The organism is Pseudarthrobacter woesei, assembly GCF_055412745.1.
The window spans coordinates 43,572-59,543 of sequence record NZ_JBVAYU010000006.1 but is presented as its reverse complement, the minus strand read 5'-3'; the positions used below and the strand labels follow the sequence as shown (position 1 = coordinate 59,543).

The following is a 15,972-nucleotide window of genomic DNA, read 5'->3' as shown; positions in this document are numbered from 1 at the left end:
TGAGCGTCCCCTGCGCGTCCGGGCGATCGTCAGGCGCCCGGTGCCTCTTGGCCCCCTGTCAGAAGGATGCCCAGCGGGTGTTGTTCTCGGCGACGGGGCCCTCTGCAGCCGCTGGTAAAGCGGTGCGTGCGGCCGCAACCGTAGCCGTGGTGTACTGATCGCTCAGCAGATGCTGTCGCGGCCGCCGCTTTGTTGATATCTCAAGGCGTTCCGGCAGAGTGCGTCCGTGCGCCATCAGATTTGGCGGGTTCTGGTCCGGCATGAGATTTCCTGGCCGATGTGTTCGTACAGGGTGAGCATTGCCGAGACGTCGGTACCTGGGCACCCGTTCGCGTCGTCGAGCCAAGCGAAGAGGAAGTCGCTGGCGGTCAGCAGGTCAGCTTTTGTGAGATCATCCAGGCGGGCAGGGCGCAAGGTGATGCCGGAAAGAGCGTGCCGCGACGTTACTGCGCTGTCGGGTGAGCGTGTTTCGAGAGACACACGTCCTTGGCCACGCCGTCCGTCGGCCAGGCCAACGGTGGCTTCCAGATCCGTCCGGAGCCCGGCGAGGGCAGCCGACTCCACGAACGCGGCGCTGCCCAGGTGCACGTGGATGCGTGAGCTGGCCCGCAGCTTCGGGATTCTTTCAGTGACTTCGAGCAGGGACGCCCGGGTAACGAGGGTGAGGTTTCCGTCGATGTCGACGTGGACGGTGTCCCGGGGTACATCGAGGCTGATGATTGCTTGGAGTTGGTGGTCCACGGCTTCGCTCAATGTCGGTTCTTGCTTGGCGGGGTCCATGAAGGTTGCCACTGCCGCCGGGATGTTGGGGCCAGATGGCGACCGGGTTCCGGTGCCACCGACCTGATTGCTTGCCCTACTTGACGCCTCCTGTACGACGACGCGCGCCACTGAACCGATGAGAAGGCGGTGCCGGCGGATCGGATTCTCAGCGGGATGCTCCGATCCGGGTGTCGGCCGGCTACGCAGGTTCAAGTTGCGTCCTAAGTCTCTGGAGACCGTCCCTGATTCGGGATTTGATCGTGGGCAGGGGTACAGAGAGCTTGACGGAGATCTCCCTGTAGGTTAGCGATCCGAAATAGGCAAGGACAATGGATTCGCGCTGCAGCGCCGACAGGCATGCCAGCGAGGTGATGAGAGTCCCGGCGTCCATTTTGTCTGCCACGGCGTCGAGGACTCCGTCGTAGGCGCTCGGCGTGGCAGATGCCCATCGTTCGTCGCGATTTCGGCTGCTTTGGTTCGATCGGACTTTGTCTACTGCCCGTCGGTGCGCGATGGTCATCAGCCAGGCCGTGGGGCTGCCGATAGCTGCCTGGTATTTCGCTGCATCCTGCCAGACAACGATGAATACTTCCTGGACGACCTCTTCGCTGAGTTCACGGTCGATGACGACCCGCCGGACCAGTCCTGCGACCTGCCTTGACGTGTGGCGGTAGAACTCGCTGAATGACTGATGATCGCCTTGTGCCGTGCGTTGCAGTAGTCCGGTGAGGAAGTCCCGGGCTGCCTCGGACCCTGGCGGTACGAGCTGCTGTTCTAAACGGTTCATGGTGCCTTCAGATATTGGAATCGACAGTCACAGGCGCAATGCCGACGTTGCGCACGGGCCCCACGTCTTAGAGCCCTGTTCTCGGTAATGACGGTCACGAAAGCCATAGGGCGGGTAGCTCCAACCGCCCGTAGAACGCTCGTTCTCGCATTGTTGCTTTAGAATAGAGAACGATCGTTATCTATGCAAGCGGAGAGACAGGGGAGGTGTTGGCGGTGACGACAGCAGAGAGCGCTGGCGCCCCGCGTCGGCTCGCCGAAAGGCCCGATGACGTTGCGTCCAGGGAGTTGGTCCTTGCAGCGGCCGGTCAGCTTTTTTATGCCCGGGGCTTCACCGCTGTGGGGATGGATGAGCTCCGGAGCGAATCGGGCATTCCACTCAAGCGCCTATACCGCTTGTTTCCGTCCAAAGAGGCCATCGTGGAGGAAGTGCTGTTCGCCTGGCAGCGTATGTGGACCGCCGGGGTGACCGCCCAGGTTGAATCAACCCAGGTGCCACGCGAGAGGCTGCTCGCTGTCTACGATTTCCTGGCCGGCTGGTTCACTTCCGACGGATTCCGGGGGTGCGCCTTCATCAACTCCTTCGGGGAAGTGGGCGGCGCTTCAGGAACCATCACCGACATCGTGAGGGAACACAAAAGGCATTTCCAGACGTATTTGGCGCGGCTGGCGGACGAGGCTGGTGCTCCCGAATCGCTGGCTCCGCAGCTCGCAATCCTTGCCGAAGGCGCAATAACAACCGCGGCGATAGCCGCCAGCGCCGAGCCCGCGCGCCAAGCGCGGGCAGCGGCGGAAATCCTGATCGACGTCGCGCTGCAGAACAGCGCACGCGGTAATAGCCCCCATCAAAGTCACGTCTGACCGCACGGGGGCATCAGGCGCCTGTCGGGTCCCGGGCAAGAAGGCCCTGGTGCCGCCAAACTCTTCATCGACCTCTCGTTCTACGCCTTCGGTCAGTTTAAGTCCGGGCCCGGCCGGACCGCGACCTTGGCCGGCTTCTTACTGGGCACCGTGTCGGGTTCCGGAGTCGCCACCACCGTGACATGGGCGGCATCTCCTGGCCGCTGCTGCGCAAGGCAGGCTACCCGAAGGAACTTGGTGGCGCCATCCTGGCGGCCGCCGGTATCGGCGCTAGGTCCAGGAAGCCGAGACGCTGATAGAACCGGTGCGCTGCTCTGAGGGCCAACGTCGAGCACTTAGCCGAACAGGCTCAGCACGGCTTGCGCGAACGCATCCGGGTTCTCTTGCGGAACGTTGTGTCCGATACCCGGAAGGACGCTTTGGGTGTAGGGGCCTGTGAAGTAGTCTCTGCCTGCCATCGCCGCGGGGCCGCCGACGCCGTCGTCCCCGCTTTCGAGCACCACCGTCGGTACGGTGATGCGCGGCTCCCTGGCGATCAGGTCCTCGAACGGCTGGTACCGGGCGTCGCCGTCGGCCAGTCCGTAACGGTGGCGGTAGGAGTGGATGACGACGTCGACGAAGTTCGGGTTGTGCAGGCTCGGGGCGCTGGCGGGAAACGCCTGACGTGCGCCATCCCAGGTGGGCGACCAGGTGCGCCAAAGGAGCTCGCACAGTTCGTCACGGTTTCGTTCCAGCCCGCGGCGGCCTCGCTCCGAGTGGAAGTAGTACTGGTACCAGTAACTTCGCTCCCATTCCGGGCTGGCAGGCTCGCCGGAACGGGCGAGGTTGTGCATGTTGTAGCCGCCGACGGAGACGAGGCCGGTGACGCGTCCGGGGTCCAGTGCCGCCACGATGCACGCCGCCCGGCCGCCCCAGTCATAGCCCGCAACGACTGCTTGCTCGATGTTGAGGGCATCCATGAAGTCGATGAGATCCTGCCCGAGGGCGGCCTGTTGTCCTGAGCGGATCGTCGAGTGATCGAGGAAACGCGTCGGGCCGAAGCCGCGAAGGTACGGCGCAAGCACCAAAGCGCCCTGGCCGGCGAGGACCGGAGCGACGTCGTCGAAGGCCCGAACGTCATACGGGAACCCGTGCAGGAGGATGACCGGGGTCCCGCCCGGATCGCCCGCGGACTCGTATCCGATGTCCAGGACTGGGGTAACTGCACGGCCGAAGGATGTGAAGCTCATACTGCCGGGATCCTCTCTGTTGACGCGCTGCAGCCTACCGGCTGCTCACCTGACCGAACAGCCTCGCGATGGGAGCGAGCACGATCGGGCGGGCGGCGTACCACCCGGCCACCGTGATGGCGATGGCGGCCGCGAAGAGCCAGAACCCGACCCAGTTCACCACGTCGGTGCCGCCGAACATGTGGTTCAGGTTGCGCAGCGCACCGGTCGAGAACACCAGGAACACGTGGACGAGGATGAACAGCACGAAAAACAGCATGGTCGGGAAGTGAATCGCGCGCGCAACCTCCACGGGGTAGATCCTGTTCAGCGTCTTCGCGTCCTTCGGCCAGAACTCGCTCATGCGCACACCCGTGATTGCCGCGAGCGGGGCCGCGATGAACACCACAAAGAAGTACATGAGCTGCTGCAGGCTGTTGTAGTTCACCCAGCCGTTCTCAACGGGCCAGTCGAGTGTCATGTACTGCAGGAGCGCGGAGAGCGCGTTCGGGAACACCTCCCAGCTGGTCGGGACGATCCGCATCCAGTGGTTGGAGGCAAACAGCAGCGCCACGAAGATGAGTCCGTTGACCAGCCATAGAATGTCGAGCGACTGGTGCAGCCACAGGGTGATGCTGATTTTCTTGCCACCGCGCTTCGGCGTCCAGAACGCCGGCGGCTTCTGCTGGGTGCGCACCTGATAGCCGGAGCGGATGATGAGCACCATCAGGAAGATGTTCAGGAAGTGTGACCACTGCGCCCACCACGGGAAACCCGGCTCGGCGGTCTCGGGCAGGTGATATTCGCCGGGGTACCTCGCGAGGAACCCCGGCACGCCCGGCAGCGTCGTGACACCGCGCGCGGCGAGCACCGCGATCCCGGCGGCGGCGACGGCGACGACGGCGAGGAGCACCACGCGCTTGATCCACTGAACCAGGGTGCGCGAACCGTAGAGTTTGGCCTCGGCCTTTGGCCTCGCGGGCTTTGCCGCCGGTGCTGGCGCGGCAGGCTGTGCCTCCGGTGCCGGGGCGGTTACGACGGCGGGTGCACTCGCGGGCGCCGTCGGCTCCGCTTCGGTTTCGACCACGCCGGGGGCCGGGGCAGGGGCCTGGTCCTCGGCAATGTGTTCGGGACCGGCCTGCACCGCAGGGGCGGCAGCGGCCGCCGGGGCAAGTCCGGCCGGCGGCCACGGTTCCCCAGCCGGGACGCGGGGAAGCCCGCGACGAAGCGGGGTGGTTCCCGTCGTCGGTGTGGCCGGTGCGGTGGCCGGAGCAGCTGCATTCGACGTCGCCGCCGGCACTGCTTGCACAGCAGCAGCAGCAGCAGCAGCTGCGGCCGGCGCGGGCGTGGCGACTGCGGCGGAAGCCCCGGCCAAGGCCGGTACTGATACCGCAACCTCGCCCGCGGGCGGCCAGGGCCCGCCGCCCGGCTCCCGCGGCAGGCCACGGCGAAGCTGCCGCGCCCTCGCGGCGGTGACCGGTCCCGCCACGGCAACTGACTCCAATGGGGCTCCTGCCGTGACAATGTGTGCGGGCGCCTGGCCTGCTGCAGGCCAGGGTTCACCACCTTCGACGCGCGGCAGGCCCCGCCGAATGGACCGAGACAGAGTTGCCATCGCTACTTCTTCCGGGCCTCAAGTGCGCTGATCAGCTGGGGCACAACCTGGAAGAGGTCGCCCACCACACCAAAATCGGCCACCTCGAAGATCGGCGCGTCCCCATCCTTGTTGATGGCGACGATCATCTTCGCGGTCTGCATGCCGGCCCGGTGCTGAATCGCGCCGGAAATGCCCAGCGCAACATACAGCTGTGGTGACACGGAAACCCCGGTCTGGCCCACCTGATGCGACGTCGGGATGTAGCCCGCATCCACCGCGGCACGCGACGCGCCAACGGCGGCACCGAGGGTATCGGCGAGCTGCCCAACGAGCGCGAACTGTTCCTCAGACCCGAGTCCGCGGCCACCCGCGACAACCTTCGCGGCACCACGCAGCTCCGGCCGCGAGGTGGCGACAACTGCCTCGTCGAACGAGTCGATCCGCGCGGCCGGATTCCCGGAAGGCATCACTGTCAAGGTCTCCGACGCCTCCGGCTGAGCCGTAGCTCGCGCCTCGATGGAGCCCTGGCGAACGGTAATTACCGGCGCCCCGAACGTGGACGTTGACGTCACATTGTAGGCACCGCCGTAGACGGAGTGGTGTGCCACGACGCCCTCGTCATCACGCGACACGCCGATCGCATCGGCAGAAATCGCTGCACGCGACCGGGCAGCGTAACGGCCGGCGACGTCGCGCCCGTTCAGCGAGTGCGAAATCAGGATTGCGTCCGGCTGCACCTGCTCCACAGCAGAGGCAAGCGCGTCAACGCCCGGCACGCCGAGTGCGGAAGGATCCGGAGTCTCCGCGATCAGTACGCGCACGGCACCAAGGGCCGCGGCCTCCGCGGCGGCGGCGCTCCCGGCGCCGGGTGAGGCAAGTACCAAGGCAATTGGCGAGCCAGCTGCAGCGGCCGCACCGAAGAGCCCGGCTGCAGCCTTCTCGAGTTCACCGGAAGTCCGGCTTTCCACGACGACGAGGATTGCGTCACGGGGGAATTCAGTCATGTCGTTGCTCCCTAAGCCAGTCGGTTTTCTACAAGGAAGTCAGCGAGCTTCTCGCCGGCATCGCCGTCGTCAATGATCTTTACGCCCGCCGCCCGCGGGGGCCTCTCTGCCACGGTCAGCATGATGGAACGCGCCGCGTCCGGGTTGTCGGCTGTGATCCCGAGGTCTGCGAGGGTAAGCGTCTCAAGGGGCTTCTTCTTCGCGGCCATAATTCCTTTGAAGTTGGGGAAGCGCGGCCCGGGAAGCGCCTCGGTAATGGAAATCACCGCGGGCAGGTTCGCTGATACCTTCTGCACGCCGGATTCAACGCCCCTGGTACCGGACACCACGCCGTCGCTGATCTGTACGGAGCTGAGTCCGGTAGCAAGCGGCACCTCAAGCACTTCGGCGAGCATCGCGGGAATCATGCCGCCGGATCCGTCGGTGGAGACGTTGCCGGCGATCACCAGGTCAAACTCCATACGACGGATCGCTGCTGCGAGGGTTTCAGCGGTTAGTCCAAGATCCGCACCCCGGAGCGCCTCGTCGGAGATGTGGGTGGCGCTTCCCGCGCCCATCGCAAGCCCCTTGCGTATGGTTGCCGTCGCGCCTTCGGGAGCGAGAGAGAGGATTGCGACCTCTGTGCCCGCGTTCGCATCGGCATACGTCAATGCCAGCTCCAAGGCCCGCTCACCAATCTCATCAATGACTGCCTCGCTGGCTTCCCGATCGGCGAGGCCTGTTTCCAGGTTCAATTTTCGGTCCCCGTACGTGTCGGGGACCTCCTTGACTAGGACGATAATCTTCATCGATGGCTCTTCCTGTGGCGGGCTTGTCTCGATTGGGCAGACAGTCGGATCTCCATTGAGTCTACGAAACCGGCGAGGAGAACGGGCCGTGCGGCGCGCATGAGGTCCGCGACGCTGGTGGGTGCCCTCATCGACGCGCAGGTTTGACGGCGTCCAGCCTGCCGGCGCCAAGTGCGACGCCGAGAAAGTAACCGGCTGGTCGGGGACCTGTCACCACGGCCGCGCGGTGAGATACCGCACTCACCGACTGGTTGCGGAATAGTGCCCTGAAAGGAGCTGTTCAGCTCTGCATGAAAGCAATCACCTACAGCGAATACGGAAGTCCCGACGTCCTTGAGTTGACGGAGCAGCCGACGCCGAAGGTCGGGCCGGGGATGGTACTGGTCAAAGTCAAGGCGGCATCGGTTAATCCGGTGGACTGGAAGATCATGGCCGGCTACCTGGACCCAGCCATGGACCTGCAGTTCCCCGCGATTCCGGGGTGGGACGTGGCCGGCGTCGTCGAGTCGGTCGGTATCGACGCGCCGCATTTCCAGCCCGGGGACGAAGTCATTTCCTATGGCCGGAAAGACTACGTCCACGGCGGCAGCTTCGCTGAATATATCGCCTTGCCGGAACGGCTCCTTGCCCGCAAGCCCGCATCCCTGGGGTGGAACGAGTCCGCCGGTCTGCCCCTGGCGGGCCTGACGGCCTATCAAGTCCTAACCCGGCTGGCCCTCAAAGCCGGCGAGACCGTGTTGATCCATGGCGGCGCCGGCGGAGTGGGGTCCCTGGGCATCCAGATCGCCGCGGCGCTGGGCGCCAGTGTGATCGCGACCGCCTCGGAAAGGAACCACGACTTCGTGCGGTCGCTCGGGGCCGAGCCCGTCACCTACGGCGAAGGACTCACGGACCGGGTGCGCGCGCTGCGGCCCGACGGCGTCGACGTCGTCGCAGACTTCGTGGGCGGGACCCTCGAAGCCACCCTGGCTGTCCTGGCCGACGGGGGCCGCCACGCCTCCATCGCGGACGGCGAGGTGGAGCAGCACGGCGGCACCTGGATGTGGGTAAACCCCGTAGGCGCCGAGCTTCAGGAGCTCGCCGATCTGGTGGACGGGCGCGGGCTCAGGGTTGAGGTGGCGCAGACCTTCGCTCTGGCGGAGGCGGCAGATGCCTTCCGGCTCAACATGGAAGGGCACACGCGCGGCAAGATCATTATCACGGTCGACGACGTAGCGTGACACGCAGCGGCGGCCGGCTTCCGGCCGCCGCTGGTCCGCCGGCTTCAACCGAGATGGCCACGGGTATCATCGGTAACATCCGTCCCCCTGGAGAGTGGAGCAACCCATGCAGCTCGGCGCTTTTTCCATCAGCCTCGCCGTCACCGACATCGCGGCTTCTGCCGCGTTCTACGAGAAACTCGGCTTCAGCCGTTTCGGGGGCGACATCACCCAGAACTGGTTGATCCTGAAGAACGGTGAGACGGTCATCGGCCTCTTCCAAGGGATGTTTGAGAAGAACATGCTCACGTTCAACCCGGGCTGGAATCAGAACGCGGAGGCCGTGGACCCGTTCACCGATGTGCGCGAGCTCCAGCGGGAACTGAAAGCCAAGGGCACGGAGTTCCTTTCCGAGGCGGACGAGGAGACCACGGGGCCGGCGAGCTTTATGGTCCTGGATCCGGACGGCAACCCGGTTCTCATCGATCAGCACCTCTGAGCTGTGCGGGACCTGCGGACCACCGCTTACGGGCGCCGGGGTCCGGTGGTTAGCTCCGGGTCGTGAACTGTACCTGGATGCGCTTGAGCTCGGCGCGTGGAAGTACGGCTGTCACGACGCCACCACCCATTAGTTCTGCGCCGATGCCGTAGACGAACGGGTCCGTATCGACCTCCGCGCCGGGCACTTCCACTCCGTTGATGAGGACACTGACCTGATCATTGACCATCCGGTCGGTCACTGCGGGTTTGGGCAGGTCCCAGGCGTTGCCGCTCAGTCCGAGCTCCTGCCGGTACTGGTTCATGAGGATGTAGTTGACGTGATCCACCAGCAGGGATGGGCATGAGTTTCAGTCGCTCAGCCCGCTCGACACGAGGGTCGGGCGCGTCCTCGGGGAGTATTCCAGTCACTCTCATGCCACGATTATGAGGCAAAGACGGGATCGGGGGCCCATATCCGTCCACGAGATTGCCGAACGCCCACCGGTCGGGTGGGCGTTCGGCAACGGAACGGTCTGCACTGACACGTCAGATTGAAGGCATATTCCCGGGGGCCTTGCACCGGGCTGCATGAACAGTAGTTCCGACGCTGACAGCGAAGCTGAGGAACAGTGCAAGGAACCCGGCACCGACGGCGGGCTCTAACCCGTTGCGTCCTGAATCAGCGCGCCAGGTACTGCTCGTGCTGCCGGTGAGCCTCGGCCACCTCGGCGCGGATCGTGTCCACGTCCTTGGCCTTGTTGCGGTACTTTGGCTCCATCTGTTCGATCTGCCGTTCTTCTTCCAGCAGGGCGTTGTAGATACGCTCGCGCTCAGCGGGGTCAGCGGTGTATTCGAGGTCAAGGTAGCTGACGGCGTGCCGGCGGGCATTGTTGATCGCGGTCTGTGCCTTGCCTGCCTTGCTCACTAGCGACGCCACCACGGTAAAGACCAGTACGCCGATGATGACGGTCAGGGACAGGCCCGTGGTGATCTCCACGACCGGGACCGGCTGGCCGTCGTTGATGAACGGCAGGTTGTTCTCGTGCAGGGCGTGGAGCACTAGCTTGACGCCGATGAAGGCCAGGATGGCTGCCAATCCGTAGGCGAGGTAAATGAGCCGGTCCAGCAGGCCGTCGATCAGGAAGTACAACTGGCGCAGGCCCATCAGCGAGAACGCCGTGGCGGTGAAGACGATGTAGACATTCTGGGTCAGGCCGAAGATGGCCGGGATCGAGTCCAGGGCGAACAGGATGTCGGTCCCGCCGATGGCCACCATGACCAGGAGCATTGGGGTCAGGACCTTTTTGCCGTTCTCCATGGTGAACAGCTTGTCGCCGTCGTAGTGCTCGGTGGTGTGGAAGATCCTGCGGGCCAGGCGGATGATGAAGTTGTCGGCCGTGTCGTCGCCCTCAGGTTCGGGCTTGAGCAGGTTGCCGGCCGTGATCAGCAGGATCAAACCGAAGGCGTAGAAGATCCAGGCGAAGGAATTGATCAGTGCCGCGCCGAGGAAAATGAAGCCGGTGCGGGCAATGAGCGCGAACACAATGCCGAAGAGCAGTACCTTTTGCTGGTCCTCGCGCGGAACGCGGAAGCTGGCGATGATGATCAGGAAGACAAACAGGTTGTCCACCGAAAGTGCCTTCTCGGTGATGTACCCGGCGAAATACTCCGAGCCCATAACCGGGCCGCCAAAGATCAGAACGAGAACGCCGAAGATGATGGCGATGCCCACATAGAGGGCGGACCAGAAGGCCGCTTCCTTCAGCGTGGGGACGTGGGCCTTGCGGATATGGAAGAAGTAGTCAAAGGCCAGCAGGGCCAAAATGACAACAACGGTGATGCCCCAGATCAGGGGAGAAACAGTCAAGGGGTTCCTGCTTTCGTAGGGTGGGTACCAGAGAGCTTCATAAGTCTCTCCGCCCGCCGTCCGGCTGGCCGCTGCACCCGGCCAGGCATCGGTGCCTGACGTGTTGACGATTGCAGCGCTTCGGAATACTCCCCTACGCTTTGTCATTCTAACCCGGGATTGGGGCCAGAGACGAATCCGCACGGCTGACTCAAACGCCCTGTCCCGCCGTCGTCCGCTCAGTGTGCCGCAAAACTCTTAGAAGCGGTCGGCCGGCGGCAGGGCAATGTAGAAGCCGAAATAGCCGCTTCTAAATCCTCATTGTGGTGGCTGCCCAACTGCGCCACTATGTTCGTATGAACGCTGAAACACCGAAGGCGGCGGAGCTGAACCTTCCCCAGGCCTTCCTCCTTCTGGCAACGAACGACCAGGACGGCAAACCTGTTGTGCCGGTGTACGCACTCAGGACCACTGTGGCAGGGGCAATCCTGGCCGAGCTGGACCTGATCGGTGCAATCGGGCTGCAGGGGAAGCACGTCAGGGCTACCGGCACCGCCCCGCAAACGGACTTCCAGCACGAGCTGGAACTCATCCGTGGCAAATCACGGCCCCACACTCCCAAGCGGTGGGTCTCCATGCTGGAGGGCCGCGCCGAAGTGCAGCGTGTCTACGAGCGGATGGCGGCACTGGGCATCGTGGAACACGTCGGCGAAAAGCGCCTGGGTGTGTTCCGGACCGTGCGGTACCCGGAGAAGGACCACGCTCCGGAGGCGGCGCTCCTGAAAAAGGTCCAGGCCGCACTCAGCGGTGCGCCGTCCGATCCCGTGGCGTCCGGTGCCGAGGCGCCCGGTCCCGGTGCGGCCGAACCCACGAAGCCTGAATCCTCACCGTCCGGTCCCGGGACGCTTGAGGCCACGGCGCCCGAGGCCAGTGCGCCCGGGGCCGCGAAGCCTGATGCCAAGGCGCCCGATGCCAGGACCACGGCGCTGATCGCCCTGCTTCAGGCCGCCGGGCTGCTCGGCAAGCTCTTCCCGGCCGCTGATCGAAGCCGCGTTATGGTGCTGACGACCGGCTATTGGCCGTCCCGCGCGGTGGAGGACGAACTTCGTATGATCAGGCTTGCGGAGGAAGAAGCCGCAACCCTATGATGCTGGCTGAAATCGCCGGACCCGGTTTGTATTCCCGGCCACAGCCAAGTCCGAGTTAGCGCTGCGGCGGATCCAGAGGGAGTGGAACCATGGGCTGGTCGTTGGCGGTGAGGTCTATGCCGAGATCCTTCGCGAAAACGAGCCTCGTCTCTTTGTAGATTCCGGGGTGGTTCTCGTCCAGCTCGAAGACACGCGCACCGCGCAGCCGGTTCCGTTCCGGGCCGGGAAGTCCGTAGGCACCGAATCCGGTTCCGGGTGCATAGCCGAGCTGAACACCGTAGTAGTTGCCCACGTAGGTGTTGACGTGATCGTGCCCCACGAAGTAACCGGCCACATCCCCTCGTTCCAGGAAGGCGTTGAACAGGCCCGAGTTGATGGGCCCGGGGCACTCGTCCTCGTTCCGTTCGCCCACTATGTTGTGCCTCGTGACCGCCCGCGCGTGATCTGAATCCGTTCGCGAGTCGAGGCTGGCGAACCACATGTTGCGGTGCTCATGAAGCGCAATATGGCCCCACATCAGGGAAGGGATCTTCTTTCCGTACTTTTGCTCTGCTGCGATCGATTGATTCCGGTACCACATGACCTGGTCCATGCGCACCCAGTCCCAGTCCGGGTAGCCCTCGAAGTTCTGACCGTCGATGCTGTCGGGGGCATATCGGCCAGTGTCGATGAGCCAGAGGCCAAAGGCAGGGGCTTTTGACCGGGAGGATTGAACGAGCAGCTGCGAGTTGGATGTACCGGTGAGTCCCGGCGTGGAATCGGCGTTCACATTGAACTGGTAGGTCTGCAGGAATTCAAGCATTTTGGCTTCGGTCATTCCTGTTCGCTGCACCGAATCTTCGTCGTGATTGCCGAAGGTTACGGCCCAGGGGATCTGCCGGCGTTCCATGGGCTGGACTACGTGGTTGAGTGCTTGTTTGACCTCCAGTTCGGAGTCGCATCCTCCATTGATGACATCGCCGTTGATGACCACAAAGTCCGGCTTTTCCGTGTCGAGGGTCCGGTCCATAAGTTCGATGGTGCGACGGTCCGTCTGCTCGTCGTCTTGGGTGTCGTTGAACTGAACAATCTTGAATGCGCCGTCCGGGCGAAAGACAAGCGTCGGCTTTGGTGCCTTCGCGCCCGGTGCTGCCACGCTCGCGGTTCCCGTGGACGCTGTGATTCCCAATGCCCCAAGCACTCCGGCAGCAGCCAACGCCGCCCGCCTGCTGAGTTTGGGCTGGTGGATACTCGTCGTCATCGCGACCTCTCGTCATCACTGATACGGCCTCGATGCCGGCCGCTGGCCTGTCGAGACGGTACAAGACAGAAGCGTCCAGTCCTGAAACAAACAGTGAACGCACGATTTAGGCCTGTGACGACGAGCACTGCGCGGGGTCGCGGCTGCCCGTCAGTCTGTCGGCTGATGTGCGACGACGACGGCGGGGATGTCCTTGACGCTGTCCAGAATGTGGTGGTGGGGGTACTGTTCCAGCGAGGTTCGGCTCAGCTTTCCGGTGAGCACCCCGACCGCCATGGCGCCAGCCCGGGTTGCGGCCAGCAGGTCGTTGGCCGTGTCGCCGGCGGCCAGAACCTCCCGGACGTCCTGGACACCGGTGAGTTCCATGGCGCGGTGGATCATGTAGGGCGCGGGCCGGCCCGCGGCCACCTCATCCGAACAGACCACCGCGTCCAGCACGAGGCCCCCGATGGCGGCGTTCCGGCCATCGCCCGCCACCCTCCAGCCCAGCCCCTCGAGCAGCGGTTCCGCCACGTCGCGGGAGAACCCGGTGGTCAGGGCGACCTTGATCCCGCGACCCTGCAGCTCGCGGATGGCATCCTCGACGCCGCCAAGTGCTTCCGGCGGATTGGCTGCATAGGAATCCGCCAGCAGCTGCTTGAACCGGGCGAAGGCGCCCCGGACGATGTCGGGGGTGGGTGTTCCGCCGCCGCGTTCGATCAGTGCGGTGATGGCTTCGACCTTGTCGGCCCCCATCCATTCCTGTACAGCCTCATCGGTGGTGCTGGAGCCGGTTTCTTCAACTGAACGGGCCAGCGCCGCGTAGACATCGCCGTGTTCATCGATGGTGGTTCCTGCCATGTCGCAGGCGACGAGCTTAATCATGGGTTCCTCTGGCACTTTCTGCGTGAACACGGACCAGCGATGCCCGCCGGTCCACGGTGTTGTCAATGGTGAAATTGGTCAGGGACGGCAGATAGCAGTCCTCCGAATACTCAAGGGGCTGCCCGTCCGCGGATGAAGTGAGCCGGCGTTCGCGCAGCAGGGGAGTGCCGGGGACCTGGTCCAGCAGTTCCGCGTCCTCTTGGCTGGCCGCCACCGCGTCAATCGTGTGCCGGGCGCCGTGCAGATCCACGCCTTTCGCCTTCAGGAACGCGAAAATAGAGCCTGAGTCCGTATCGAAGTCAAAGAGCAGCCTGCCCACCTCCGGTACAAAGCTGGTGCGTTCAATCATGGCCGGCGCCCCGTCCAGGAACCGGACCCGCAGTACCTCGACTACCTTGCTGCCGGCATGGAGGCCCAGGTGTTCAGCGGCCTCGATGCCGGGCTCTCGCAGGGCTACCTCCAGGGTCTTCTGCCCGGGAACTTTCCCGATGCCAAGAGCCCACTCGGTGAAGGAGTTGAATGTGGAGAAGGACTGCGACGGTACGGCGGTCCGGACCATGGGAGAGCGTCCCCGGCCGCCGGTAAGGACACCTTCGGCCCGCAGGGCGGCCAGCGCCTGGCGGATGGGTCCCCGGGAGGTTCCGAACTCCCGGCACAGCTCGGCCTCGCTGGGCAGCTGAAAGCCCGGAGGCCAGGAACCATCCGAGATCCTGCGCATGAATTCCCCGCTGAGCCGGAGGTGTAGGGGCGCGTTCTGCCGTGTGCTCACAACTTGATAATACAAGTTGCCGCCAATAGATTCCCCTGAAAACAGAGGATCAAGGTGAATTTGACGTAAATAGAAGTCGAAGAAAGCAAAGTCTTCATTAACTTGTATATACAACTCCCGTTGTGGCTTGCTTCCCTCTTCCGGGACGTCCAGTGTCGACCTTGTGAACAAGCAAACGACTGAACCCCTGCACGCTTCTGCGGTGCCCGGCGGCGCCTACGCCGTCTCGGATGTTGTCATCGTTGGAGCCGGAATTATCGGCCTCGCCCATGCCGCGCACGCCGTGGCCAATGGCCTCAGCGTCACGGTCCTGGAGCGCGACCACCAGGCCGTCGGTGCATCAGTGCGCAACTTCGGCCATTGCTGCATCACCGCGCAATCCGGTGAGCTGTACGAACTGGCGCAGACCTCCCGGAAGTACTGGCTCGAATTTGCCCAGCGGGCGGGATTCTGGGCCGCCGAATCGGGCGCGGTGGTCCTGGCCCGCACAGCCGCCGAGATGGAGGTCCTCAAAGAACTCGCCGCCATGCGTGAACCCTGGCAGGTTGCGCTGCTCTCCCCGGAAGAGACCCGTTCCCGTCTGGCAGGGAAGCCCGGCGCCGCTCCCTCCGGAGCGGACCAGGCGGACATTGCTGGAAGCACGGCCGCACCCACCTGGCCGGGACTCCTGGGCGGCGCGTTTCTGCGCGACGACCTGCGGGTGGACCCCCGGGCCACCGTCGCTCAGTTGGCAGACTGGCTGGGCCGGCAGCCGGGTGTAGAAATCCGCTGGAGTACGTCCGCCCTGGACTTCGGCCAGGACGCTGCCGGGACCGTCACGGTGCACACCTCGCGTGGAGAGGTCCGCGGCAGGCAGGTCCTGGTGTGCGTGGGGCACGATGTGGATTACCTGTTCCCCGAGCTGGCCGCCGAGCACCGTATTGAACGCTGCTCCCTGCAGATGTCGCTTGCGGCGCGTCCGGCCGGCATGGACCTGGTTCCGGCAGTGCTGACGGCCACCTCCATGCTCCGCTACCCGGCCTTCACCGAAATGCCCGCCGCGGCCGCGCTGCGCGCTGAAGTCCGGGACACCCGCCCGGAACTGCTGGACATTGGCGCCAACATCATGTTTACCCAACGCCCCGACGGCAGCCTCATCCTGGGCGACTCCCACCACTACCACCAAACCGCTGCGCCCTTCCTCGACGAACCTGTCACCGCAGCCGTCAATGAGGAAATCGCCCGGACCATCGGCGCGGAACTTGAAGTCATCCAGCGCTGGCAGGGTGTTTACGCCTCCAGCGACGTCGGACCATTGCTGGAGCGCGAAGTCCTGCCCGGGGTCACCGTCATCTCCGTGACCTCCGGCGTCGGGATGACGCTGTCCTTCGGGCTTGCCCACCGCACCATCGCCCGCCTCTTTTGACACCCTCACCCGCTC

At 64.5% G+C, this 15,972-nt stretch carries 17 protein-coding genes; 6 read left to right on the top strand and 11 right to left on the bottom strand.

Annotated elements, in window-relative coordinates:
• Positions 1-234 precede the first annotated feature (234 nt).
• On the bottom strand, positions 235-753 hold the full coding sequence (locus tag ACZYZE_RS10410) for a hypothetical protein (protein ID WP_459317312.1): 519 nt from the start codon (positions 751-753) through the stop codon (positions 235-237).
• 208 nt (positions 754-961) lie between these two features.
• Complete coding sequence (locus ACZYZE_RS10405; protein WP_459317313.1) at positions 962-1,549, bottom strand: sigma-70 family RNA polymerase sigma factor; 588 nt, start codon at positions 1,547-1,549, stop codon at positions 962-964.
• Between the two features lie 206 nt (positions 1,550-1,755).
• Here ACZYZE_RS10405 and ACZYZE_RS10400 point away from each other — a divergent pair, with 206 nt between their 5' ends.
• Entirely contained in the window at positions 1,756-2,409 is a 654-nt protein-coding gene (locus ACZYZE_RS10400; protein WP_463907548.1) for a TetR/AcrR family transcriptional regulator, read from the top strand.
• Positions 2,410-2,421: 12 nt separating this feature from the next.
• On the top strand, positions 2,422-2,727 hold the full coding sequence (locus ACZYZE_RS10395; protein ID WP_463907739.1) for a TRAP transporter large permease subunit: 306 nt from the start codon (positions 2,422-2,424) through the stop codon (positions 2,725-2,727).
• A gap of 17 nt (positions 2,728-2,744) precedes the next feature.
• Here ACZYZE_RS10395 and ACZYZE_RS10390 read toward each other — a convergent pair whose 3' ends face one another.
• The 4 genes from ACZYZE_RS10390 to ACZYZE_RS10375 all read right to left on the bottom strand — a co-directional run bounded on the left by ACZYZE_RS10390 (position 2,745) and on the right by ACZYZE_RS10375 (position 7,006).
• A complete protein-coding gene (locus ACZYZE_RS10390; RefSeq protein ID WP_459317316.1) occupies positions 2,745-3,638 on the bottom strand; it encodes an alpha/beta fold hydrolase in 894 nt (297 codons plus the stop codon).
• 34 nt (positions 3,639-3,672) lie between these two features.
• The gene (locus ACZYZE_RS10385) at positions 3,673-4,704 is read right to left on the bottom strand and encodes a cytochrome b/b6 domain-containing protein (protein WP_463907547.1); all 1,032 of its coding nucleotides are present in this window, start codon (positions 4,702-4,704) and stop codon (positions 3,673-3,675) included.
• Positions 4,705-5,234: 530 nt separating this feature from the next.
• Complete coding sequence (locus ACZYZE_RS10380; RefSeq protein ID WP_463907546.1) at positions 5,235-6,218, bottom strand: electron transfer flavoprotein subunit alpha/FixB family protein; 984 nt, start codon at positions 6,216-6,218, stop codon at positions 5,235-5,237.
• An 11-nt stretch (positions 6,219-6,229) separates the two neighbouring features.
• On the bottom strand, positions 6,230-7,006 hold the full coding sequence (locus ACZYZE_RS10375; RefSeq protein ID WP_459317319.1) for an electron transfer flavoprotein subunit beta/FixA family protein: 777 nt from the start codon (positions 7,004-7,006) through the stop codon (positions 6,230-6,232).
• Positions 7,007-7,296: 290 nt separating this feature from the next.
• On the opposite strand from ACZYZE_RS10375, the gene ACZYZE_RS10370 reads away from it, so the two are divergent.
• On the top strand, positions 7,297-8,226 hold the full coding sequence (locus tag ACZYZE_RS10370; RefSeq protein WP_459317320.1) for an NADP-dependent oxidoreductase: 930 nt from the start codon (positions 7,297-7,299) through the stop codon (positions 8,224-8,226).
• A gap of 106 nt (positions 8,227-8,332) precedes the next feature.
• Positions 8,333-8,704 carry a VOC family protein gene (locus ACZYZE_RS10365; protein ID WP_459317321.1) on the top strand — a complete coding sequence of 124 codons (372 nt, stop codon included), beginning with the start codon at positions 8,333-8,335 and terminating at the stop codon, positions 8,702-8,704.
• Between the two features lie 49 nt (positions 8,705-8,753).
• Here ACZYZE_RS10365 and ACZYZE_RS10360 read toward each other — a convergent pair whose 3' ends face one another.
• Positions 8,754-9,032, bottom strand: a complete 279-nt coding sequence (locus ACZYZE_RS10360) for a hypothetical protein (RefSeq protein WP_463907545.1) — start codon at positions 9,030-9,032, stop codon at positions 8,754-8,756.
• Positions 9,033-9,364: 332 nt separating this feature from the next.
• Positions 9,365-10,552, bottom strand: a complete 1,188-nt coding sequence (locus ACZYZE_RS10355) for a TerC family protein (protein WP_459317323.1) — start codon at positions 10,550-10,552, stop codon at positions 9,365-9,367.
• Positions 10,553-10,887: 335 nt separating this feature from the next.
• Between ACZYZE_RS10355 and ACZYZE_RS10350 the strand changes: the two genes are divergently transcribed.
• The gene (locus ACZYZE_RS10350) at positions 10,888-11,679 is read left to right on the top strand and encodes a GOLPH3/VPS74 family protein (RefSeq protein ID WP_459317324.1); all 792 of its coding nucleotides are present in this window, start codon (positions 10,888-10,890) and stop codon (positions 11,677-11,679) included.
• A gap of 55 nt (positions 11,680-11,734) precedes the next feature.
• Here the strand turns inward: ACZYZE_RS10350 and ACZYZE_RS10345 are convergent, their stop codons facing one another.
• From ACZYZE_RS10345 to ACZYZE_RS10335, 3 genes are all read right to left on the bottom strand, one after another.
• Positions 11,735-12,919, bottom strand: coding sequence for a metallophosphoesterase family protein (locus ACZYZE_RS10345; RefSeq protein WP_463907544.1), 1,185 nt, complete (start codon positions 12,917-12,919; stop codon positions 11,735-11,737).
• A 150-nt stretch (positions 12,920-13,069) separates the two neighbouring features.
• Positions 13,070-13,783, bottom strand: a complete 714-nt coding sequence (locus ACZYZE_RS10340; protein WP_463907543.1) for a phosphonatase-like hydrolase — start codon at positions 13,781-13,783, stop codon at positions 13,070-13,072.
• Entirely contained in the window at positions 13,776-14,552 is a 777-nt protein-coding gene (locus ACZYZE_RS10335; RefSeq protein ID WP_463907542.1) for a GntR family transcriptional regulator, read from the bottom strand. The genes ACZYZE_RS10340 and ACZYZE_RS10335 overlap by 8 nt, the downstream gene beginning before the upstream one ends.
• 187 nt (positions 14,553-14,739) lie before the next feature.
• Between ACZYZE_RS10335 and ACZYZE_RS10330 the strand changes: the two genes are divergently transcribed.
• Positions 14,740-15,957, top strand: coding sequence for a TIGR03364 family FAD-dependent oxidoreductase (locus tag ACZYZE_RS10330; protein WP_463907737.1), 1,218 nt, complete (start codon positions 14,740-14,742; stop codon positions 15,955-15,957).
• Positions 15,958-15,972: the final 15 nt, after the last annotated feature.